Annotated in this window: 19 protein-coding genes; 15 read left to right on the top strand and 4 right to left on the bottom strand. The window is 57.5% G+C overall.

What is annotated here, in order from left to right; genetic code table 11:
• Entirely contained in the window at positions 1–660 is a 660-nt protein-coding gene (locus RS694_RS19550) for a hypothetical protein (protein WP_029706778.1), read from the top strand.
• Positions 661–733: 73 nt separating this feature from the next.
• Here the strand turns inward: RS694_RS19550 and RS694_RS19545 are convergent, their stop codons facing one another.
• The 3 genes from RS694_RS19545 to RS694_RS19535 all read right to left on the bottom strand — a co-directional run bounded on the left by RS694_RS19545 (position 734) and on the right by RS694_RS19535 (position 3,670).
• Positions 734–2,170: a sensor histidine kinase gene (locus RS694_RS19545; protein ID WP_029706777.1), complete on the bottom strand. Its 1,437-nt coding sequence runs from the start codon at positions 2,168–2,170 to the stop codon at positions 734–736.
• A gap of 214 nt (positions 2,171–2,384) precedes the next feature.
• Complete coding sequence (locus RS694_RS19540) at positions 2,385–3,059, bottom strand: response regulator (protein ID WP_029706776.1); 675 nt, start codon at positions 3,057–3,059, stop codon at positions 2,385–2,387.
• A 128-nt stretch (positions 3,060–3,187) separates the two neighbouring features.
• Positions 3,188–3,670 carry a MarR family winged helix-turn-helix transcriptional regulator gene (locus RS694_RS19535; protein ID WP_029706775.1) on the bottom strand — a complete coding sequence of 161 codons (483 nt, stop codon included), beginning with the start codon at positions 3,668–3,670 and terminating at the stop codon, positions 3,188–3,190.
• A 154-nt stretch (positions 3,671–3,824) separates the two neighbouring features.
• Here RS694_RS19535 and recA point away from each other — a divergent pair, with 154 nt between their 5' ends.
• Entirely contained in the window at positions 3,825–4,937 is a 1,113-nt protein-coding gene (gene recA / locus RS694_RS19530) for a recombinase RecA (protein WP_029706774.1), read from the top strand.
• Positions 4,938–5,019: 82 nt separating this feature from the next.
• Complete coding sequence (recX, locus tag RS694_RS19525) at positions 5,020–5,469, top strand: recombination regulator RecX (RefSeq protein WP_029706773.1); 450 nt, start codon at positions 5,020–5,022, stop codon at positions 5,467–5,469.
• Between the two features lie 283 nt (positions 5,470–5,752).
• Here the strand turns inward: recX and argC are convergent, their stop codons facing one another.
• Positions 5,753–6,676 carry an N-acetyl-gamma-glutamyl-phosphate reductase gene (gene argC, locus RS694_RS19520; RefSeq protein ID WP_029706772.1) on the bottom strand — a complete coding sequence of 308 codons (924 nt, stop codon included), beginning with the start codon at positions 6,674–6,676 and terminating at the stop codon, positions 5,753–5,755.
• A gap of 149 nt (positions 6,677–6,825) precedes the next feature.
• Between argC and sucC the strand changes: the two genes are divergently transcribed.
• The 12 genes from sucC to RS694_RS19460 all read left to right on the top strand — a co-directional run bounded on the left by sucC (position 6,826) and on the right by RS694_RS19460 (position 21,458).
• Positions 6,826–7,992 carry an ADP-forming succinate--CoA ligase subunit beta gene (gene sucC, locus RS694_RS19515; protein WP_029706771.1) on the top strand — a complete coding sequence of 389 codons (1,167 nt, stop codon included), beginning with the start codon at positions 6,826–6,828 and terminating at the stop codon, positions 7,990–7,992.
• 10 nt (positions 7,993–8,002) lie between these two features.
• The gene (gene sucD / locus RS694_RS19510; protein ID WP_029706770.1) at positions 8,003–8,896 is read left to right on the top strand and encodes a succinate--CoA ligase subunit alpha; all 894 of its coding nucleotides are present in this window, start codon (positions 8,003–8,005) and stop codon (positions 8,894–8,896) included.
• A 105-nt stretch (positions 8,897–9,001) separates the two neighbouring features.
• Positions 9,002–9,685 carry a TerC family protein gene (locus RS694_RS19505; protein WP_029706769.1) on the top strand — a complete coding sequence of 228 codons (684 nt, stop codon included), beginning with the start codon at positions 9,002–9,004 and terminating at the stop codon, positions 9,683–9,685.
• 160 nt (positions 9,686–9,845) lie between these two features.
• Positions 9,846–10,544, top strand: coding sequence for a TerC family protein (locus tag RS694_RS19500; protein ID WP_029706768.1), 699 nt, complete (start codon positions 9,846–9,848; stop codon positions 10,542–10,544).
• Positions 10,545–10,819: 275 nt separating this feature from the next.
• Complete coding sequence (locus RS694_RS19495; RefSeq protein ID WP_241463923.1) at positions 10,820–13,447, top strand: CHASE2 domain-containing serine/threonine-protein kinase; 2,628 nt, start codon at positions 10,820–10,822, stop codon at positions 13,445–13,447.
• A gap of 9 nt (positions 13,448–13,456) precedes the next feature.
• Complete coding sequence (locus tag RS694_RS19490; RefSeq protein WP_076069939.1) at positions 13,457–14,242, top strand: Stp1/IreP family PP2C-type Ser/Thr phosphatase; 786 nt, start codon at positions 13,457–13,459, stop codon at positions 14,240–14,242.
• 48 nt (positions 14,243–14,290) lie between these two features.
• Positions 14,291–14,962 (top strand): FHA domain-containing protein, encoded by a 672-nt coding sequence (locus tag RS694_RS19485; protein ID WP_029706764.1) that lies wholly within the window; start codon positions 14,291–14,293, stop codon positions 14,960–14,962.
• 54 nt (positions 14,963–15,016) lie between these two features.
• Positions 15,017–17,266, top strand: a complete 2,250-nt coding sequence (locus RS694_RS19480) for a CHASE2 domain-containing protein (RefSeq protein ID WP_029706763.1) — start codon at positions 15,017–15,019, stop codon at positions 17,264–17,266.
• A 10-nt stretch (positions 17,267–17,276) separates the two neighbouring features.
• Positions 17,277–18,068, top strand: coding sequence for a 3',5'-cyclic-nucleotide phosphodiesterase (locus RS694_RS19475; RefSeq protein WP_029706762.1), 792 nt, complete (start codon positions 17,277–17,279; stop codon positions 18,066–18,068).
• On the top strand, positions 18,065–20,485 hold the full coding sequence (locus RS694_RS19470; protein ID WP_029706760.1) for a GspE/PulE family protein: 2,421 nt from the start codon (positions 18,065–18,067) through the stop codon (positions 20,483–20,485). Before RS694_RS19475 ends, RS694_RS19470 begins: the two co-directional genes overlap by 4 nt.
• 171 nt (positions 20,486–20,656) lie before the next feature.
• Positions 20,657–21,085 carry a pilin gene (locus RS694_RS19465; RefSeq protein ID WP_029706759.1) on the top strand — a complete coding sequence of 143 codons (429 nt, stop codon included), beginning with the start codon at positions 20,657–20,659 and terminating at the stop codon, positions 21,083–21,085.
• A 49-nt stretch (positions 21,086–21,134) separates the two neighbouring features.
• Positions 21,135–21,458 (top strand): hypothetical protein, encoded by a 324-nt coding sequence (locus tag RS694_RS19460; protein WP_029706758.1) that lies wholly within the window; start codon positions 21,135–21,137, stop codon positions 21,456–21,458.
• The last annotated feature ends 18 nt before the right edge of the window (positions 21,459–21,476 follow it).

Raw genomic sequence — 21,476 nt, 5'->3', positions numbered from 1 at the left:
ATGTTGCGACTGCTTGTACTGGCCCTGATACTGGCAAACGGTGCCTACTTTGCATGGACCAGCGGCATGCTGCGCGCCTACGGCTTTGCGCCGGTGCAGCAGACCGAGCCGCAGCGTTTGGCGCAGCAGTTGCGCCCCGATGCGCTGCGGGTGTTGAGCACCGCCGAATTCAAAAAAGTGGAAACCCAGGCGCAGGCCGATCTGGCGCCCAAGGAATGCCTGGAGGCGGGGCCGTTTGATGACGCCCAGGCGGTGACGCTACGCCGTGCGCTGGAGTCCGCGCTGCCCGGCGGTGCCTGGCAGTTTGATGCGGTGCAATTGCCGGCGCGCTGGATTGTCTACATGGGCAAGTACCCCAACGCCGAGGCGCTGCTCAAAAAACGCGCCGAGCTCGCCACCATGAACCTCAAGATGGAGGCGCTGGAGAACCCGGAGCTGGAGATCGGTCTGTCGCTGGGCGGTTTTGCCACCCAGGCGGCGGCCACCGAAGAACTGCAACGCCTGAGCCAGCGCGGCATCCGCACCGCACGGGTGGTGCAGGAACGCATGGAGGTCCGGGCCAATCAGCTCAAACTGCCAGCACTCACCGAAGCCACCAAAGCCCACCTCACTGAGCTCAAGCCCGCGCTGGCGGGCAAAACCCTCAAGGCTTGCAGCTAGTTTGGGGGTTTCTGCCGGGTTGCTTCAAGGTTCTGTGCTGTTGAATAGACCCCGCGTGGGTGGAGCGTAGGGGCTAGTTGCTGCGCGCAAAGCGCACGGTAAAACAGGCGCCGGGTGGTGTCTGGCCGGGGCGGCCATCGTCCACCGTGACGGTGGCATGGTGTTGGCGCGCAATTTCCAGCACGATGGGCAGCCCCAGGCCGGAGCCGTCGGCCTCGGTGCCCAGCGCGCGGTAAAACGGCTGGAACACCAGCTCGCGTTCGGCCACGGGAATGCCGGGGCCGGAATCTTCTACCTGTAGCACCAGCACCCGACTGAACGGGTCTACCAGCACCCGTACCGTGATCACGCCGGGTTTGTCGGGCTGTGAGGGGGTGTAGTTGATGGCGTTGTCCAGCAGGTTGCGCACCATTTCCTTGAGCAGCGTGGCATTGCCCGGCACAAAAACGCCGTCACTGCCGGGCTGTGCGCCCTCGTAGCCCAGGTCAATGTGTTTGTCCATGGCCCGCGGCACGCTGTCGCGCACCACGTCCATCACCAGGCGCACCAGATCCTGGGGCTGGTGGCCCAGCACGGCGCCGCTGCTTTCGGCGCGCGCCAGCGCCAGCAACTGGTTCACGGTGTGGGTGGCGCGGATACTGGAACGCCCGATCTGGCGCAGCGACTGTTTGAGGTCTTCGGCATTGGCATCTTCGCGCTGGGCCAGGTCGGCCTGCATGCGCAAGCCTGCCAGCGGGGTCTTGAGCTGGTGTGCGGCATCGGCCAGGAAGCGTTTTTGCGTCGCGATGGAGTCCTTCAGGCGCATCAGCAGGTCGTTTACGGAAGACACCAGCGGTGCCACTTCCAACGGCACCGCTTCCACGTCCAGCGGACTCATGTCGTCCGGGCTGCGCGCGCGGATGCGTTCTTCCAGCCGGTTCAGCGGCTTGATCGCCTGGGCCAGCGCCAGCCAGACCAGCAGCACGGCCAGCGGCAATACGACGAACTGCGGCAGCATCACGCCCTTGACGATTTCGGTGGCAAGCACCGAGCGTTTGTCCATGGTCTCTGCCACCTGCACCAGCGCGGGCTGGGACTGCGGCAGGTTCAGCGGCACCCACATGTAGGCGACCTTGAGGTCCACACCGCGGTATTCGGCGTTGCGCAGGCGGACTTCGCCCGGCGTGATCTTCTCGTCTTCGGGGGGCGGGGGCAAGTCCCTCTCACCGCTCAGGTATTCGCCACGGGTGCCCAGCACCTGGTAGTACACGGTGTCCAGGTCATCGGCGCGCAGCAGCTCGCGCGCGGGCAACGGCAGCACAAACTGGGCTTTGTTGTGCTGGGCCGTGACCAGTTGCGCCAGCGCGCCCACGTTGTATTCGAGTGCGCGGTCAAACGGCTTGCCGGCAATGCTCTGCGCCACCAGCCAGGTCAGCACCAGGCTGATGGGCCACAGCAGCAGCAGCGGCGTGAGCATCCAGTCCAGGATCTCCCCAAACAGCGAGCGTTGCTCGTGCTGGAAAATTTTCACGCGGTGCGCCCGATACTGCTGAGTTCAGCATCAAAAGTGCTTCCGGCCCTTACTGGACTTACGCAAGCAGCTCCTGAATTCATAGTGACAGATTCGGTGTTGGACAGAAAAGTACTCCCGTTCGGGCTGAGCCTGTCGAAGCCCTCAGCAGGTCATTGGTCTGCGAGAGCGGCGTTTCGACGCGCTCAACGCGAACGGACTTGTCTAGCATGCCCTACCCAGGGATCTTCTCAAGGCAGTAGCCCAGGCCGCGCACGGTGGCGATGCGGATGGGGCCTTTCTCGATCTTCTTGCGCAGGCGGTGGATGTAGACCTCGATCGCGTTGTTGCTGACCTCCTCGCCCCACTCGCACAAACGCTCGACCAACTGGTCCTTGCTGACCAGGCGCCCGGCGCGTTGCAGCAGCACTTCGAGCAGGCCCAGTTCACGCGCCGACAGTTCGACCATCTTGCCGTCGATGGTGGCCACACGTCCGGCCTGGTCGTAGGTCAGCGGGCCGTGTTTGATGCTGCTGGAAGTGGCGCCCATGCCGCGGCGCACCAGGGCGCGCACGCGGGCTTCGAGTTCCTGCAGGCTGAAGGGTTTGGCCATGTAGTCGTCGGCGCCGTAGTCCAGCCCTTTGACGCGCTCATCCACGCTGTCGGCAGCGGTGAGGATCAGCACGGGGAGTGAGGAGCCACGGCCGCGCAGCTTTTTAAGCACTTCCAGGCCGTGCATCTTGGGCAGACCCAGGTCGAGGATCAGCAGATCGAATTCGGTGTTGGTCATCAGCGCCGCGTCGGCCTCGGTGCCGCTGGCCACATGGTCCACCGCCGCGCCCGCGCCGCGCAGGGCACGCAGCAGTCCGTCAGCCAGTACCTGGTCGTCTTCGGCAATCAAAATTCGCATGTCTGTCTCCTCGTGCGCGCTGTTGCCAGCGCTGTGTCTGTCATTCTAGGCCTGCACTTTTTCGGAGGCCTTACGGAGCAACCTGCCGCCCGGCCGCCCCAAGGCGGGTGAGCCTCCGTGGGGCATCACTACTGTCCGCTGTAGGCTTCCAGTCCAATGGCGATCACGGTGGCCACTTCGGGGCTGGTGGCGGCGCGCATTTCGTCTTCGGCCTGCGCCACCGCATCCTGGTACGCAGCCAGCCAGGCCAGGCCCGTGGCGGTGAACTGCACCTTGCGCGCACGGGCGTCCAGCGGATCGGCTTCGCGGGTCACCATGCCCCAAGCTTCGCATTGGTCCACCAAGGTGCCCATGGCCTGTTTGCTCATGCCGGCGGCCTGCGCCAGATCGGTCAGGCGCGAGCCGCTCTGTGCCAGGTGGCGGGTGATGTGGATATGCGCCGCACCGACCTGACCGCGCCCGGCCAGATTGGCCAGACCCAGTGGCACGCCGGGGTGGTGGGCCATCAGCGCCATCACGCGGCTGTCAAAGCGCTCCAGCGCCAGGCGCAGCCAGTGGCCGAGGTGGTTGTTGCGCCACAGCGCCGAGTCTTGGGAAGCGGTTTCAGGCATTCCTTAAATAGTAATGCAAACTGACTAAAAAATGTATTTACGCATTTCAACCAATGCGCTTAAACTACTGTTCAAGCATCCAGCCTGTAGCAAACCTCAGTGGTCAAGCCAGATGCCAAATTGCACCAACTGATTGATTTTTAAGGAGATTCCCATGGACGCACCTGTCAAGAACCCGAACAACACCAACGGCGCCAACAGCGAAAAAGCCAAGGCCCTGCAAGTGGCCCTGGCCCAGATCGAAAAGCAGTTCGGCAAGGGCACCATCATGCGCCTGGGCGAAGGCGAAGTCATTGAAGACATCCAGGTCGTCTCTACTGGCTCCTTGGGGCTGGACATTGCGCTGGGCGTCGGCGGCCTGCCGCGCGGGCGCGTCGTCGAAATTTACGGCCCGGAATCCTCCGGCAAGACCACGCTGACGCTGCAAGTAGTCGCCGAGATGCAAAAACAAGGCGGCCAGTGCGCCTTTGTGGACGCCGAGCATGCGCTGGATATCCAGTACGCGCAAAAGCTGGGCGTGAACCTGCAAGACCTGCTGATTTCCCAGCCTGACACCGGCGAACAAGCGCTGGAAATCGTCGACAGCCTGGTGCGCTCCGGCGCGGTCGATCTGATCATTGTGGACTCGGTGGCCGCGCTCACACCCAAGGCCGAACTCGAAGGCGAAATGGGCGACTCCCTGCCCGGCCTGCAAGCCCGCCTGATGAGCCAGGCCCTGCGCAAGCTGACCGCCCACATCAAGAAGACCAACTGCATGGTCATCTTCATCAACCAGATCCGCATGAAGATCGGCGTGATGTTCGGCAGCCCCGAAACCACCACTGGCGGTAACGCGCTGAAGTTCTACGCCTCTGTGCGCTTGGACATTCGCCGCACCGGCACGATCAAGAAGGGTGAAGAGGCCATCGGCAACGAAACCAAGGTCAAGGTGGTTAAGAACAAGGTCGCGCCCCCGTTCAAGACGGCGGAGTTCGACATCCTGTTTGGCGAAGGCATCAGCCGCCACGGCGAAATCATCGACATGGGCGTGACCGCCGGCATCCTGGAAAAGTCCGGCGCCTGGTACGCCTACCAGGGCGAGAAGATCGGCCAAGGCCGCGACAACGCCCGTGAATTCCTGCGCGAAAACCCCGACCTGTCGGTGGAAATCGAAAACAAGGTGCGCGATTCGCTGGGCATTCCGCTGTTGCCCGTGGCCGAACCGGAAATCAAGGCCGCCAAGAGCAAAAAGGCTGACAAAGCCGACAAGGCAGAAAAACCTGAGTAAAAAGAGCTTCCAGCCCCCGTGGATATTGCGCAAGCAGCTATAAAAACAATAGCGATTTGCGAGGGGCGGAGCATCCTGACAGATGGCAACCACGACTTTGTCCCTCACCGGGCGGGCCTTGCGCCTGCTCAGCGGCCGTGAACATTCACGTGCTGAGCTGGAGCGCAAGCTCGCTAAGTTCGAGGAAGAGCCAGGCCAGCTCGCCAAGGTGTTGGACACGCTGGCGGCCAAGGACTTCATCAACGAAGGCCGGGTGGTCGAGTCCGTCATTCACCGCCGCTCCGCCAAGCTCGGCGCGTCACGGATCAAGCAGGAGTTGCAGCAAAAGGGGTTGGAGCCCGAAGCAGTTGCCCAAGCCGTTGATCGGTTACGCGCCAGCGAGGTGGAGCGCGCGCGCGAAGTCTGGCACAAGAAGTTTGGTCAGCCGCCTGCGGATGCCTCTGAGCGTGGGAAGCAGATGCGGTTTTTAGCCAGCCGCGGGTTTGGCGGCGACACCATTCACCGGGTGGTTTCTGGTGGGGACGACGACTAGATTGTTTGTGGTTACCCGCCGCCGGTGTGGGGTATGCGTTTTGCTCCGTGTCCCCCGGGCTTCGCCCTCCTCCTTAACCTGCGCAAAACGCATACCCTACACCACCGGCTGGAGGAGTGGGCGGTAGAGGTTAGAAGTGAATTTCGGATGCAGTGATGCGCTCAAGTCCGGAGGGTCGGCAGGGCGGTGCGTTTTGCGCAGGTCAAGGAGGAGCGCCCAAAGGGCGCGGGGGACACGGAGCAAAACGTGCCGCCCTGTCGGCCCGGAGCGAGCGCCTAGGGCTTTAAAGCCCCAACATCAACTGCAAGTTCTGCACGGCAGCACCCGAAGCGCCTTTGCCCAGGTTGTCCAAACGGGCAATCAATACAGCGTGACCAGCTTCTTCGTTGGCAAACACACGCAATTCCATTTTGTTGGTGTCGGCCAGCGCCAGCGCGTCCAGCTTGAAGTCGGGCGTGGTGGGTTCCACCGTCACCCAGGCGCTACCGGCGTAATGTTTGGCTAGCGCATTGCGCAAATCCTGGGCGGTTGGTTTGCCGGGCAAGGTGTCCAGATGCAGCGGCAACTGCACCAGCATCCCTTGCTTGAAATTGCCAACGGATGGCACAAACAGAGGCCTGCGGGTCAGGCCGGTGAATTTCATGATTTCCGGGATGTGTTTGTGCTTCAGGCTCAGCGCATACAGCTCAAAAGCGGGGGCGGTACCCGCCTCGTAAGCCTCGATCATGGTCCTGCCGCCGCCAGAGTAGCCGCTGATGGATGGCAGGCAAACCGGGAAATCCTGAGGGACAAGACCTGCATCCACCAGCGGGCGGATCAACGCAATCGCGCCGGTGGCATAACAACCAGGGTTGGACACCCGGCGCGCGGTTTTGACGGCTTCAGCCTGGTCGGCCGCCAATTCTGGGAAGCCATAGACCCAGCCGGGGGCTGTGCGGTGGGCGGTGGAGGCGTCGATGATGCGTGCGCCCGGGCGGCCGGTTTCTTTCTCAATACCGTCGACCATGGCAACCGATTCCAGCGCCGCATCGTCGTGCAGACACAGAATGACCAGATCCGCCTGCGCCACGAGCGCGCGTTTCGCCTGCGGGTCCTTGCGCAATTCCGGCGCAATGCGCAGCACCTCGATACCCGCCATGGTTTGTAGCTTTTCGCGAATCTGCAGACCGGTGGTTCCGGCTTCGCCATCAATGAAGATTTTTTTCATAGCATAGAGGTCCAAAAACCTGCTGTAAGCCCCGCAAAAGTTTGGTGCGTCGCAACATGATACATTCCTGCTTGCTGTGTCCGGGGCCATGTGCCTAGTAGTCCGTCGTTGCGGCATGGTGAAAATTGTCCAGTCCAGAGAGAGACGTCATGAAGATTCACGAGTACCAAGGCAAGGAAATCTTGCGTCAATTCGGCGTGCCGGTGCCTCGCGGCATCCCCGCTTTCACAGTCCAGGAGGCAGTGGAAGCTGCTCAAAAACTGGGCGGCCCGGTTTGGGTGGTCAAAGCCCAAATTCACGCCGGTGGCCGTGGCAAGGGCGGCGGCGTCAAGGTGGCCAAGTCCATCGACGACGTGAAACGTCTGGCCACTGAAATCCTGGGCATGCAGCTCAAGACACACCAGACCGGCCCCGAAGGCCAAAAGGTCCGTCGCCTCTATATTGAAGATGGCGCGGACATAAACAAAGAATATTACGTGTCCATCGTGACCGACCGCGCTACGCAAAAGCTGGCGTTCATCGCGTCCAGCGAAGGCGGCATGGACATCGAGGAAGTGGCCCACTCCACCCCCGAGAAGATCATCACCGAGTTCATCGATCCGTTGACCGGTCTGGGCGACGCCCAAGCCAAGAAGATCTCTGATGCCATCGGCATGCCAGCAGACTCCACCGCCCAGGCCGTGGACATCTTCCAGAAGCTCTACAAGTGCTACATGGACACCGACGCGTCCCTGGTTGAAATCAACCCGCTGAACCGCGACAGCAAAGGCAAAGTTATGGCGCTGGACGCCAAGTTCAACTTTGACCCCAACGCGCTGTTCCGTCACCCTGAAATCGTCGCCTACCGCGATCTGGACGAAGAAGACGCCGCGGAAGTCGAAGCTTCCAAGTTCGACCTGGCTTACATCAGTCTGGACGGCAACATTGGTTGTCTGGTGAACGGCGCCGGCTTGGCCATGGCGACCATGGACACCATCAAGTTGTACGGCGCTGAGCCTGCCAACTTCCTGGACGTGGGCGGCGGTGCGACTCCCGAGAAGGTCACCGAAGCCTTCAAGATCATGCTGAAGAACCCCAAGGTTGAGGCCATCATGGTCAACATCTTCGGCGGCATCATGAAATGCGACACCATCGCCACCGGCGTGATCACTGCTTGCAAGGCCGTGAATCTGTCCGTGCCACTGGTGGTGCGCATGAAGGGCACCAACGAAGACCTGGGCAAGAAGATGCTGGCCGAGTCCGGCCTACCCATCATCAGTGCAGACACCATGGCCGAAGCGGCTGAAAAAGTGGTTGCTGCGGTTAAAGCTGCCTAAGGAATAAGCAATGTCTATCTACATCAACAAAGACACCAAGGTCATCACCCAAGGTATCACCGGCAAGACCGGTCAGTTCCACACTGAAAAGTGCCAGGAATACGCAAACGGCAAGAACTGTTTCGTGGCCGGTGTGAATCCCAAGAAGGCTGGCGAGTCCATCTTCAACATTCCAATCTACGCATCCGTCAAGGAAGCGGCTTCGGAAACCGGCGCTACGGTGTCCGTGATTTACGTGCCCCCATCTGGCGCTGCGGCTGCCATCTGGGAAGCCGTCGAAGCCGACCTGGATCTGGCGATTTGTATTACTGAAGGCATTCCGGTCAAGGACATGCTGGAAGTGCGCAATCGCATGAAGGCCAAGGAAGCGGCTGGCGGCAAGAAAACCTTGCTGCTCGGCCCGAACTGCCCTGGCCTGATCACCCCTGACGAAATCAAGATCGGCATCATGCCCGGTCACATCCACCGCAAGGGCCGCATTGGTGTGGTCAGCCGCTCCGGTACGCTGACTTACGAAGCGGTCGCTCAGCTGACCGAAATCGGTCTGGGCCAATCCAGTGCGGTTGGTATTGGTGGCGACCCGATCAATGGTTTGAAGCATATCGACGTGATGCGTGCTTTCAACGACGATCCAGATACCGACGCCGTCATCATGATTGGCGAAATCGGTGGACCCGACGAAGCCGAAGCCGCCCGTTGGTGCAAACTCAACATGAAGAAGCCTATCGTTGGCTTTATCGCCGGTGTGACAGCGCCTCCCGGAAAACGCATGGGCCACGCCGGTGCACTGATCTCCGGTGGTGCCGATACGGCGGACGCCAAATTGGCAGTGATGGAAGAGTGCGGCTTCAAGGTCACACGCAATCCATCCGAAATGGCCAAATTGCTGAAGGCCATGTTGTAAACGCTACCGTCTAATTGCTTGGCCAAGGACGCAGTTCTAGCCTTGCCCAAAGTGCCCCGGCCTTGTGCTTGGGCACTTTTTTATTGGGATTGAAAAGGGGAAAACATGGAATTGCTGCAAAGTGTGGACTTCTGGATTGGTCTGCTCAAGATCGTCTGGATCAACATCATCCTTTCGGGCGACAACGCCGTGGTGATTGCGCTAGCAGCGCGCGCCCTACCCCCCGCGCAGCAAAAAAAGGCGGTGCTGTGGGGTTCCGGTGCTGCCGTGGTGTTGCGCATAGCGCTGACCGTGGTGGCCGCCAAACTGCTGGAACTGTCTTTTTTGCAAATCGTGGGCGGCTTGCTGCTGCTGTGGATTGGCGTGCAGTTGCTGATGGATGATGGCGGTGAAGAAGGCCATGGCAAACATACGGGTAGCCTGATGGCGGCCGTGCGTACCATCCTGATTGCCGACTTGGTGATGAGCCTGGATAACGTGATTGCCGTTGCCGCTGCGGCCCATGGCAGCATGGTCTTGCTGGTGCTGGGCTTGGCCATTAGCATTCCGCTGGTGATTTTTGGCAGTACGCTGATGATCCGCTTGATGGAGCGTTTCCCGGTGATCGTGATGCTGGGTGCGGCACTGATCGGTTGGGTCGGCGGTGAGACCATTGCAAGCGACACTGCCTTGGTGGAGTTCTCTGCCTCGCACCACTGGCTGCATTACACAGCGGCTGCATTGGGCGCCACGCTGGTGCTGGGTCTGGGGCAACTGCTGTCCAGACGCAACGCCGCAAAAAACACCTGATACAACAAGGCCAGGGGCCGTTGCAAATAGGTAAGTGGCCAGCACAGGCTTCGTAGGGCTAGAGCTGGTCGCTTAATTAACCGGATTTCCTTAGGGGCAATCCGGTTTTATTGTTTTTGGGGTTGAATCGGGGGTTTTGTGGCTCTTTTGAAAGTTGACAGTGGAAGAATTCCTCTCCGCCCCATTCTGGCTGGCAGTTGGCCAGATCATCATGATCGACATCCTTCTGGGTGGCGACAACGCTGTGGTCATCGCCCTGGCTTGCCGGCAACTACCTGCACACTTGCGCGTCAAGGGCATTCTGTGGGGGACCGCAGGAGCCATCATTTTGCGGGTGGTCCTGATTGCCTTTGCCCTGACTTTGCTGCAGGTGCCCTATCTCAAACTGGTGGGTGCCGCACTGCTGCTGTGGATTGGAGTGAAACTACTGGCGCCTGATGGCGAGGATGAGCATTCCAATATCAATGGCAGTGACAAGCTTTGGGCGGCCGTGAAGACCGTGATCGTGGCCGATCTGGTGATGAGCGTCGACAACGTTATCGCCATTGCTGGCGCGGCCACCAATGCCGGTAGCCAGCACCAGATGCCGCTGGTGATTTTTGGTCTGTTGGTCAGCATTCCCATCATCATCTGGGGCAGCCAGTTGGTCTTAAAGCTGATGGATCGTTTCCCCGTGATCATTACCTTTGGCGGCATGCTGCTGGGATGGATTGCCGGAACCATGGCCCATACCGATCCTGCACTCAAGGAAATCCTGCCGCAAACCACCTCGTGGAACTACGGTCTGGGTGTACTGGGTGCGCTGGTAGTGCTGGGGTTGGGTATCGTGGTCAAGCGACGCGCCCAGCCGCCGGCCTGAGGGCTCCCAAATTGCCATGCACGGACCACGCGTGCATGGCATTCCAGCGGACAGCGGCTACCGTTTGGCGCAAAAGGATGCAATTGTGTGCAGTAGTCCCTTGTCGCTGGCGGGCGCATCTGCTAACGTAGCCGCTTGCCTGATCTGATGATCGGGTACCTGATGGGTACGCGCTTTGCGCAGTGCCACGCTGTACAAAAGGGGTAGGGTGGCAAGTGGCAAAATCTTCTTCATCTAAGGCGCAGTCTTTTTGGCGTACAGACTGGTTTGCCGGCGTGGCAATTGTCTTTGCTGCCATGGCCCTGCATATAGGGACTGACTTCATCGGCACGATGGAGCGTCGTTTTTACGACTTTGCCAGCACCAGCACCTCCCGCCAGCCCTCGGATCGGATCGCCGTCATTGCCATTGATGACCAGAGTGTTGCCAATATTGGTCGCTGGCCTTGGCCACGCGATGTGCATGCCAAGCTGATTGACCTGCTGGCAGCTGCCAAGGCCAAAACCATCGTTCATACGGCTTTTTTCTTTGAGCCTCAGGTTGATCCCGGTCTTATATTTATCCGAAAAATGAAGGCTGCATTGGGCGCTTCTGGAGATGCCGGCTCGAACAATGAGCAGGTTGGCAAGTTGATTGCCGAGGCGGAAGTGGCACTGGATACGGATGCTGTGCTTGCAGCCAGTATGCAAAACGCAGGCAATGTATTAGTGCCATCGGTTTTTACGCTGGGGGAGCAGCAGGGCAAGCCTGACAACCCCCTGCCGCCTTACGCGCTGAAAAGTGCGCTGGATGAAAACAATGGATTTTCCATTTCCGCCACGCGGGGGCAGCAGCCCATCGAGAGTATTGGAAACGCAGCAGCTGGCATTGGGCATTTGAACCAGTTTCCTGATGTGGATGGTGCCGTTCGGCTCGAACCTTTGCTGGTGAATTACTACGGTAAAGCGGTTCCCTCCATGGCCTTGCTGGCTGCGGTGAAAAGCCTGAATCTGGCTTCCAGCGACATCCGACTCAATGCGGGTGAGTCTGTGCAGATCGGCAAACTCCGAGTCAAAACCGATGAGGCAGCCCTTATGTTGCCCCAGTTCTACAAAGGAAAAGATGGCAAGCCGGCTTTTGCGGTGGACTCTTTTTACGATGTGCTCACCGGCAAAATTCCGGCAAGCAAGTACGCCGACAAAATCGTCATCGTTGGCGCTACGGCAGCAGGCGTGGGCGTGCAATTTCCGGTGCCTGGCAATCCGGCCCTGTCACCCGCGGAGACCATTGCGCACATCACCTCCAGCATCCTGAATGAGCACTTTATTGTCCAGCCGGTTTGGGGTATCTGGGCCACCTTGGCGGTATTTCTGTTGGTGGCGGCCTATGTCGTGGTTGCGCTCCCGCGGCTGTCGGCCGGTATGGCGGCAGGTGTCACTCTGACCCTGTTTGTTGCCTTGCTCGTCGTGGAGTTTGGCATGCTCTCGGCTGCTGCGACCTGGCTGAAGCTCGTGTTTCCTGCCACCGTCCTGGTGCTAGGGCATTTGGCGTTGACCACCAAGCGCTTCCTGATGACAGAGGCTGGCAAGGTGAAGGCAGACGAAGAGTCGGCCGAAACAAACCGCATGATGGGTCTGGCACTGCAGGGCCAAGGGCAGTTGGACATGGCGTTTGACCGTTTTCGCCGGGTCCCCATGAACGATGCCGTCATGGGCAATCTGTACAGCCTGGCGTTGGACTTTGAGCGCAAGCGCCAGTTCAACAAAGCCGAGTCGGTTTATGAACACATGGCTGCGTTTGACAATAACTACAAAGACATCAAGTCCAAACTCAGCCGCGCCAAGAATTTGTCGGAAACCGTCATGTTGGGTGGTGGCGGTGGTCACCCCGGCGGCACCATGCTGCTGGATGGCGGTGCGGTGGAGAAACCCATGCTGGGCCGCTACCAGGTTGAAAAAGAGCTGGGCAAGGGAGCCATGGGGGTGGTGTATCTGGGCAAAGACCCCAAGATTGGCCGTGTTGTCGCCATCAAGACCATGGCTTTGAGCCAGGAGTTTGCCGGCGAGGAGCTCACGGACGCACGCGAGCGCTTTTTCCGCGAGGCAGAGACCGCCGGGCGACTGCAGCACCAGAACATCGTGACTATCTTTGATGCGGGTGAAGAGCATGACCTGGCCTACATCGCCATGGAATTCCTCAAGGGCAAGGACCTTGTCGATTTCTGCAAGGGTGACCATTTGCTGCCCGTCCCCGTGGTTTTGAGTATCGTGGCCCGGGTGGCCGAGGCGCTGTCCTATGCCCACAAACAAAACGTCGTGCACCGGGATATCAAGCCTGCCAACATCATGTACGAGGTGGAGAGCGATACCGTCAAGGTGACAGACTTCGGTATTGCCCGCATTACGGACTCCAGCAAGACCAAGACGGGGCTCGTGCTGGGCACGCCAAGCTTCATGTCGCCGGAGCAACTGGCGGGCAAAAAGGTGGACGGCCGCTCAGACCTTTATTCATTGGGCGTCATGCTGTTTCAAATGCTGGCCGGTGTTTTACCCTTCCGCGGAGACTCCATGGCGGAGTTGATGTTCAAGATCGCCAATGAGGAAGCGCCGGATGTGCGCGTGATTCGGCCGGAGTTGTCGGAAACGCTGGCCAATATTGTTGCGCTTGCTTTGAGCAAGCGTCCGGAGACGCGTTACCAGGATGGAGATCAGTTTGCCGCTGACTTGCGAGGTGCCATGGAAGGCGCGACTGCCGCGCGAGCTGGCGGTTCAGGCGGTGGTGTGCAGATCACGGACGCCGGAGGCAAGGCCGACTTTTCTGCGACGCTCCCTGCCATGCAGGCTGTTTACGACAAGACGACGGTGCAAGTGGCCAGGAAGCCGGACTCCGAGGAAGCTGGCGGCGCAACGGATCTGGAAATCTAAAAACTAACAATGAATTACCACTTTTGCGCAAAAACCGATCCCGGCCGGGCCCGTGACAACAACGAAGATTCGGTGGTGTTTGATGAGGATACCGACATCGCCATTTTGGCGGACGGTATGGGCGGCTATAACGCCGGCGAGATTGCCAGCGGAATGGCAACGGCGTTCATTAAGTCCGAATTGAGCCGCTGGCTCGCGGAGGCTGGCCACGGAGCCAAACCCCGTGAAGTGCGACGGGCGATGGAAATCTGTGTGGACAATGCCAACCTGTCCATCTTCAACTCGGCCAACTCCAATGCACATTACGCTGGCATGGGTACTACGCTGGTCGTGGCCGCCTTTCGGGACGACTTGCTGCTAATCGGCCATATCGGAGACTCACGCTGCTACCGCATGCGTGCCGGAGTGCTGGAGCAGATCACCAAAGACCATTCCTTGCTGCAGGAGCAGATGGATGCAGGTTTGATTACGCAGGAACAGGCCGCAACCTCCACCATCAAGAATCTTGTGACGCGTGCCCTGGGTGTGGAAGAAACAGTGTTGCTGGAAGTCAACGAATATCCAGTAGAAGTCGGCGATATTTACCTGATGTGCTCTGACGGCCTCTCAGATATGGTGGAAGACCCTGCAATCGCTAAAATTGTTTGTTCAGATGCAGAACTCGACCAAAAGGCCGTGCAATTGGTGGATGAAGCCAATGCCAATGGCGGGCGCGACAATATTTCGGTGCTGCTGGTCGAAGTCAGCGAGGCGACTGAAAAGCGGGGTTTAATCGCGAGATTGCTGGGGAAGTAAGAAGCACATGCGTTTTCTAGAAACCAATTACATGCAAAGGAGTCGATCATGCCGAAAATGATCGTTTCGATCGATGAGGTCGTGATCAAGGAAGTACAGCTCACCAAGGATCGAACCACCTTGGGGCGCAGGCCGTACAACGATATCGTCATTGACAATCTTGCCGTCAGCGGCGAACACGCAGTGCTTCAAATGGCCGGTGGAGAGGTGGTTCTGGAAGATCTCAACAGCACCAATGGCACCTATGTAAATGGCAAAGCCATCAAAAAGCAGCCACTGCAGAATGGCGATTCCATTGAAATTGGCAAGTACAAGATCAAGTTCGTCGGCGACAACGCAGTAGCTGACTTTGACAAAACTATGGTGGTGAAGGCGCGGCCCGCAGCTGCGCCGCAGGCCGTGGCAGCTTCACCGTCCGGATTCCCCAGCGGTGCAGGCGACTCCGTCGGCATGGGCGCTTTCCATGCCGCGATCAAGGTGCTCTCGGGCGCGGCTTCGGGACGCGAAGTGCCGTTGACCAAAGTCGTTACAACCATCGGCAAGCCGGGTGTTGCCGTGGCAGCGATCACCAAGCGCCAGCATGGCTTCGTGGTGCACCATGTGGAGGGTGCGGGTAACCCCACCTTGAATGGCGCACCCATAGGCACAGATCCTATCTCCTTGAAGAATGGAGATCTGATCGAACTGGCCGGTACGCAAATGCAATTTGTGCAAACCTGATAACTGTTGTCCGCCGGTGTTGTCGTTTGCACCGGTTTTGCGGGGTGATCTGAGATGAAATCAATTGCAAAGCACTGGCCCCGCATCGCAGTGACATTGCTGCCCTTGGTATTCGCTTTGCTGCATGCCGTTGGTGTTGTTCGCCTTGACGTTTTGCAGCGGCTTGACGACATCATTTATGACGCCCGCCTTCGGGCTACCAGCCCCAAAACACTGGATGATCGCATCGTCATTGTCGACATTGACGAGAAGAGTCTTGCCGAGGTAGGCCGCTGGCCTTGGGGGCGCAACAAGCTGGGACAGTTGGTGAGCGAGCTGTTTGACCAGCAGCAGATTGCCTTGTTGGGTTTTGACGTGGTCTTCGCAGAAGCGGACGAAAGTTCGGGGCTTGTCCGGCTCAATGCGATGGCTCAGAACGAATTCAAGGACCAGGCAGGATTTTCAGAGCGTTTGCGCCAACTCCAGGCTACGCTGGATTACGACGCCGTTTTTGCATCCGCGTTGGCAAAACGACCTGTGGTCATGGGCTACTACCTGACCAGTGATCGGCATGGGCATTCAACGGGCGTGTTGCCGACCCCCATCATGTCCCAAGCAGATTTGCAGGGCCGGGCGATACGCAGTACCTCCTGGAGTGGATATGGATCCAACATTGCGCCGTTGGCCAAAGCCGCACCGATGGCGGGCTTCTTCAACTCCATTACTGATGGCGATGGCGTGGTTCGCTCCCTGCCCTTGATTGCGGAATACAAGGGTGACTACTACGAATCCCTCGGGCTGTCCATGTTCCGTGCGTTGGCTGGACACCCTGCTGTATTGCCGGGCTTCTCCAATGAACGATTCCTGTCGCGCAGTTACCAGGGGATGGACCGTGTTTTGCTCAAGCAAGGCGACAAGTCATTGGCCATACCGGTGGATGAACGGGTGGCGACTTTGGTGCCTTTTCGCGGAGCGGGCGGTGTCGATGGCGGCTCATTCCGTTATGTGTCTGCTTCGGACATTCTCGCCAAACGGATCACGCCCGGTAGTCTGAAAGACAAGATTGTGCTGGTCGGTACAACCGCACCTGGCTTGCTGGACTTGCGCGTGACACCCGTGGGAGAGACTTACCCCGGAGTGGAGACGCATGCCAATCTTATTTCCGGCTTGCTGGATGGTAATGTTCTGCTGAAGCCGGACTATGCGCTGGGTTACGACGTCGTGATGCTGGTGCTGGCCGGTCTGGTACTCGCTATTGGACTTCCATTGCTGTCTGCGCCACGTGCAGTGGCACTTAGCGTGGGTGTCCTGCTGGCATTGGCGGGCATCAATTTCTGGCTGTATCTTTCGTATGGCCTGGTTTTACCGTTGGCCTCCTCACTCACTATGGCGTTGACGGCTTTTGCGCTCAACATGAGTTATGGATATTTTGTCGAAAGCCGTTCCAAGCGAGAGCTTGCGCAGCTGTTTGGAACCTACGTGCCGCCAGAGTTGGTGGATGAAATGGTGAAAGACCCCGACAGTTACACCATGCAGGCGGCCAATCGGGAGCTGACGGTGATGTTTTGCGACATGCGGGGGTTCACCAAAATGTCGGAGCAGATGGAGCCTTTGCAATTGCAGGCGCTCTTGACCGGTGTTTTTAGCCGTTTGACCAGTTTGATACGCGCCAATCGAGGAACGATTGACAAGTACATGGGCGATTGCGTCATGGCCTTTTGGGGGGCGCCCGTGGAAAGTGCTGAGCATGCCCACCTGGCCGTGAAATCCGCCATGGAAATGGCCAATGCGGTACGGGACATCAATCACGAACACCGCGCGCAAGGACTCCCGGAAATTGGCATTGGTATCGGCCTGAACACGGGCACCATGTGCGTAGGGGACATGGGTTCCAATATCCGGCGGAGCTACACCGTGATTGGTGACGCCGTTAATCTGGGTTCCCGGCTCGAAGGGTTGTCCAAAGCGTATGGCGTGGATATCGTGGTCAGCGAATCCACACGCAAATTGGCACCTGACTTCGCTTGGCAGGAATTGGACCGTGTGCGTGTCAAGGGCAAGGAGCAGGCGGTTGCCATTTTCTGGCCATTGGCGCCGGCGGAGCGTTTGAATGCGGAAGCCGCGAATGAACTGAAGACTTGGGCCAATTTCATCAAGACCTACAGGTCGCAGAATTGGGATCAGGCAGATGTACTCCTGCTCAATTTAATGCGCATGAATGTCAAAAAATACCTTTACCAGCTCTACTCAGAACGGGTAGCCTCCATGCGTCTGTTGCCATTCGATCCCGAATGGGACGGCGCGACCAATTTTGAAACCAAGTGAGGCGGCTGTTGTGAAAGTACGTGTACTGGGCTGCTCAGGGGCTATCGCCAAGGATTGCCGCACCACTTCTTTCCTCATCGATGGAGAGATTCTTGTGGATGCGGGTACGGGTGTCGGTGATTTGACGCTGGAGGAGATGCGCCGCATCGATGACGTGCTGCTAACGCATTCGCATCTGGACCATGTGGCGGCATTGCCGTTGATGGTGGACGCAGTGGCGGCACAACGCAAGGAGCCTTTGCGCATTCACGCACTGGCGGGAACGATTGCTGCGCTCAAGGCCCATATATTCAACAACGTTATCTGGCCTGACTTTAGCTGTATCCCTTCGGTGCAAGCACCTTTTATCAGCTTTCACGAAATCCGTATCGGGCAGACCTTGCAATTGCGAAACAAATTGGTGGAGGTTTTGCCGGCGGTACATACCGTGCCAGCGGCCGGATTTGCCGTGACGGCGGGGCAGGGATGCTGGGTGTTTACGGGGGATACAGAGCGTAATCCCGCGTTGTGGGCCCGCGTGAACCAGCTCAACGTTGCTATGCTGGTGATCGAGACAGCCTTTAGTAATCGGGAACAGGACCTTGCCAAGCGTAGCTTGCATCTCTCCCCGATGGTTTTGGCAGATGAGCTCGACTGTATTGCCAAGGGAAAGAACTATCCTATTTACATCACGCACACCAAGCCTGCAGAGACCGAGCTGATCATGGCAGAGATACAGCGGTTTGACCAAACCCAGCCGTTTGGACCAAATGTGACACATGACATTCGCTGGCTGCGTGCTGGACAGGAGTTTGATATATGAGCGCAGTTCTGCCTCCAGTGGGTCAGGAGACTCCGTCCGAGCAGGCGTTTTATGAATCGCAGAAGCTGCCCTCGCAAAAACGGGGCATGACGTTTCAGGCACTTTTCTATCGGCAGTTGCATCACGTCACGGCGCGCATCCATGACACCGAGAACCTCGAGCAAATCATGTTGGAGGCGAGCCAGGACATCTGCAAGTTGTTGAATGCAGACCGCTTGACCCTGTACGCCACCAACGAAGACCAGACCGCGATCATTTCAAAGATCAAGACGGGCTTGAACAGCAGTCGCGATCTTAAGCTGCCAATTTCTCCGCAGAGCATTGCCGGGTATGCGGCCTTTAGCAAACAACCCCTGAATTTGCCGGATGTCTACGACGAAGAAGCGCTAAAAAAGATCCATCCTTCTTTGACTTTTCTGAAAGAAGTGGACAAACGCTCCGGCTACCGGACCAAGCAGATGCTGGTTGCGCCAATTCTCGAAGGCAAGACGCTGCATGGCGTGCTGCAAGTCATCAATAACAAGAATGATGAGCCTTTTGGAGAGTTAGAACTTGATGGCGTTGCGGAGTTGTGCAAGACCTTAGCTACTGCCATCCGCCAGCGTATGCAAAAGGCGGAAGATGGCCCACGCAAGCGCGCTACCAAGTACGACGGCTTGGTGGCCGATGGGGTGTTGACTGAAGAAGAGCTCAACAAATGCATACAGGATGCCCGCAACGAAGGGCAATCGGTAGAGCACAGGCTCATGAGCGACTACAAGATCAAGCCCGCACAAATGGGCCCGTCGCTTGCCAAGTTTTTTGGGGTCCCTTACGAAGCATTTAATCCGGGGCGCATTCGCTCCGAGATGTTGCAGGGTGTGCTGAAGCGAGAATTTGTCGTAGAGCAAGGCTGGATCCCACTGGAGGAGTCACCCGAAGGCCTTGTCATCATGTGCATGGACCCGGAAGCAGTGCGTGGCTCCCGCGTCGTACCTCAGGTTTTCCCGCGCATTGCGAAATTTTCTTACCGTGTTACGACCCAGGCAGAGTTCGTAGAAACCATGGCGCAGCTGTTTGGCGCCGGGGCGGATGGCACCACGGTAGACGAGTTGCTGGCTGGCATGGACGGTGCGCCTCTGGATGATGGGGCCAATGAAGACTCATTGGAATCCGCTGCAGCAGACAACGAATTGGTCAAGTTCGTCAACAAGGTGATCATTGACGCCTACAACCAGAAGGTGTCTGATATTCACATTGAGCCCATGCCCGGCAAGTTCAAGACGGGTATCCGCTTCCGCATTGACGGCAGCCTCGTGCCTTATGTGGAGGTGCCCGCACATTTCAGGCAGGCCATGGTCACGCGGTTGAAGATCATGTGTGATCTGGATATTTCAGAGCGACGCAAGCCGCAAGACGGCAAGATCAAATTCAAGAAATATGGCCCGCTTGATATCGAGCTGCGGGTTGCCACGATTCCCTCCGCGGGCGGGGTGGAAGATGTGGTTATGCGGATTCTGGCGGCGGGTGAACCCATACCGCTGGAAAAACTGGGTTTGACGCCCCATAACAAGGAACGCCTGGAGGCGACCGTCAGCAAGCCCTACGGATTGTTTTATGTGTGCGGCCCCACAGGCTCTGGTAAAACGACCACGCTGCACTCCATCCTGAAATTCCTGAATACGCCAGATACCAAAATCTGGACGGCAGAAGATCCGGTGGAAATTACCCAAAAGGGGCTGCGCCAGGTACAGATCAACAAGAAAGCGGGCATCGATTTCGCCTTGGTCATGCGTGCCTTTTTGCGTGCAGACCCGGACATCATCATGGTGGGCGAGTCGCGCGACAAGGAGACCGTGTCCATGGGTGTGGAAGCGTCCTTGACGGGGCACCTGGTGTTCTCCACCTTGCACACCAACTCGGCACCAGAGTCCATCACCCGGCTGATGGACATGGGCATGGACCCATTTAACTTTGCGGATGCCTTGCTAGGTATTCTGGCGCAACGGCTTGCCAAAAAGCTATGCGATTGCAAAGAGTCTTATGTGCCGGATGCCGAGGAGCTACGACTGTTTGCGGCGGAATATGCAGAAGAGTTGCGTCATTCCAAGGCCTGGAAAGAGGACTACGCAGCCGAGAGCAAGAAGATGGTAGATAAGTGGATTCAGACCTATGGTGAGAATGGCCAAATCAAGCTCTACAGAGCAGTGGGGTGCGACAAATGCAACAAGAGTGGTTACAAGGGCCGTGTAGGTCTGCATGAACTGCTGGTTGCCGACGATGGTGTCAAGAAGCTCATCCAGGAGCGTGCCCGCGTGGCCGAGTTGTTTGCTCAGGCGGTTGAGGGGGGTATGCGTACCCTGAAAATGGACGGCATGGAGAAGATCATGATGGGGTTGACGGACTTAAAGATGGTTCGGTCGGTGTGTATCAAGTGACAGTTTGTGCTGACAAAAATGTCAATCATCTAATGTTGTTGTGATCGCTCACCTGAAAATTCGTCATTTAGGGGCTAAATCGTCTTTAACAAGGCCCATTCCATCGCTAGAATGCATGGCATGGAACCTGCTGATTAGAAGGCTCCAGTCTTTTTAACCAAGGAGTTTCTTATGAAGCGTTCTCTGCAAAGGGGTTTTACCCTTATCGAATTGATGATCGTGGTTGCGATCATCGGTATTTTGGCCGCGGTCGCATTGCCTGCTTATCAGGACTATACCGTGCGTGCAAAAGTATCGGAATTGCTCGTCGGAGCAGAGTCTGCAAAAATTTGCATTTCTGACGCTTATGCAGCAGACATTGGCAATATAAGCAATGTTAGTTCTGCATGTAGCTATGCTGGCACCGCAAAATATCAAGATGTGACTGATATTGCTGCCGCAAGTTTCACAGTTTCAGCCGTGTCTTCGGCTCTTGGTGTTACGGGAGTGGTGGCTTTGTTCAGTAATAATATGTCTGCAGTTAGCTCCTCCTTGGGCACCTTGGAGTGGAAGTGCAGCGGAAGTGTTAATAAATATTTCCCTGCGTCCTGCCGCGGTTAATATCTAACATCTAATAAAAACCCCTCTGAGAGGGGTTTTTTTATTTAAAATGAAAATCATAGAAACTTTAAAATTTAAAAAAGAAAAGGTTTTCGCAGCAGAGTTGGCCGAGCAACTTGCTAGAGATGTTTCACCTGAATTAATGCAAAAGAGACGCAAAGCATTGTCGGTGAATAAAATAACTAGATTGTTAGAAAAAACCTATACAAAAGCACAGACATTTCAGCAAGAGAATTCGATGGGATTTTTCAGGCGTAGCATTTTTGTCAATGCATTTCAGTGGGAATTGAAGAGTCGTAACTATCCAGAGGATTTTTCAACAATGGCAACGGAAGGACTTGTCATATCATTGATGAAGAAGCCGACTCAATAGTGTTTAATGCCACGCATA

Origin of the sequence: Rhodoferax saidenbachensis (assembly GCF_001955715.1) — a bacterium.
In the GTDB taxonomy this organism is placed as follows: Bacteria; Pseudomonadota; Gammaproteobacteria; order Burkholderiales; family Burkholderiaceae_C; genus Allorhodoferax; species Allorhodoferax saidenbachensis.
Note: the sequence above shows the minus strand (reverse complement) of the source record. Positions and strands in the feature narration are given on the sequence as shown.

What these genes read in the sequence shown, in the direction of transcription:
- RS694_RS19550 (WP_029706778.1), top strand. Translation starts at nt 1, where the DNA reads ATGTTGCGACTGCTTGTACTGGCCCTGATACTGGCAAACGGTGCCTAC.
- RS694_RS19540 (WP_029706776.1), bottom strand. Translation starts at nt 3,059, where the DNA reads ATGCGAATTTTGATTGCCGAAGACGACCAGGTACTGGCTGACGGACTG.
- RS694_RS19535 (WP_029706775.1), bottom strand. Translation starts at nt 3,670, where the DNA reads ATGCCTGAAACCGCTTCCCAAGACTCGGCGCTGTGGCGCAACAACCAC.
- recA (WP_029706774.1), top strand. Translation starts at nt 3,825, where the DNA reads ATGGACGCACCTGTCAAGAACCCGAACAACACCAACGGCGCCAACAGC.
- recX (WP_029706773.1), top strand. Translation starts at nt 5,020, where the DNA reads ATGGCAACCACGACTTTGTCCCTCACCGGGCGGGCCTTGCGCCTGCTC.
- argC (WP_029706772.1), bottom strand. Translation starts at nt 6,676, where the DNA reads ATGAAAAAAATCTTCATTGATGGCGAAGCCGGAACCACCGGTCTGCAG.
- sucC (WP_029706771.1), top strand. Translation starts at nt 6,826, where the DNA reads ATGAAGATTCACGAGTACCAAGGCAAGGAAATCTTGCGTCAATTCGGC.
- sucD (WP_029706770.1), top strand. Translation starts at nt 8,003, where the DNA reads ATGTCTATCTACATCAACAAAGACACCAAGGTCATCACCCAAGGTATC.
- RS694_RS19505 (WP_029706769.1), top strand. Translation starts at nt 9,002, where the DNA reads ATGGAATTGCTGCAAAGTGTGGACTTCTGGATTGGTCTGCTCAAGATC.
- RS694_RS19490 (WP_076069939.1), top strand. Translation starts at nt 13,457, where the DNA reads ATGAATTACCACTTTTGCGCAAAAACCGATCCCGGCCGGGCCCGTGAC.
- RS694_RS19485 (WP_029706764.1), top strand. Translation starts at nt 14,291, where the DNA reads ATGCCGAAAATGATCGTTTCGATCGATGAGGTCGTGATCAAGGAAGTA.
- RS694_RS19480 (WP_029706763.1), top strand. Translation starts at nt 15,017, where the DNA reads ATGAAATCAATTGCAAAGCACTGGCCCCGCATCGCAGTGACATTGCTG.
- RS694_RS19470 (WP_029706760.1), top strand. Translation starts at nt 18,065, where the DNA reads ATGAGCGCAGTTCTGCCTCCAGTGGGTCAGGAGACTCCGTCCGAGCAG.
- RS694_RS19465 (WP_029706759.1), top strand. Translation starts at nt 20,657, where the DNA reads ATGAAGCGTTCTCTGCAAAGGGGTTTTACCCTTATCGAATTGATGATC.
- RS694_RS19460 (WP_029706758.1), top strand. Translation starts at nt 21,135, where the DNA reads ATGAAAATCATAGAAACTTTAAAATTTAAAAAAGAAAAGGTTTTCGCA.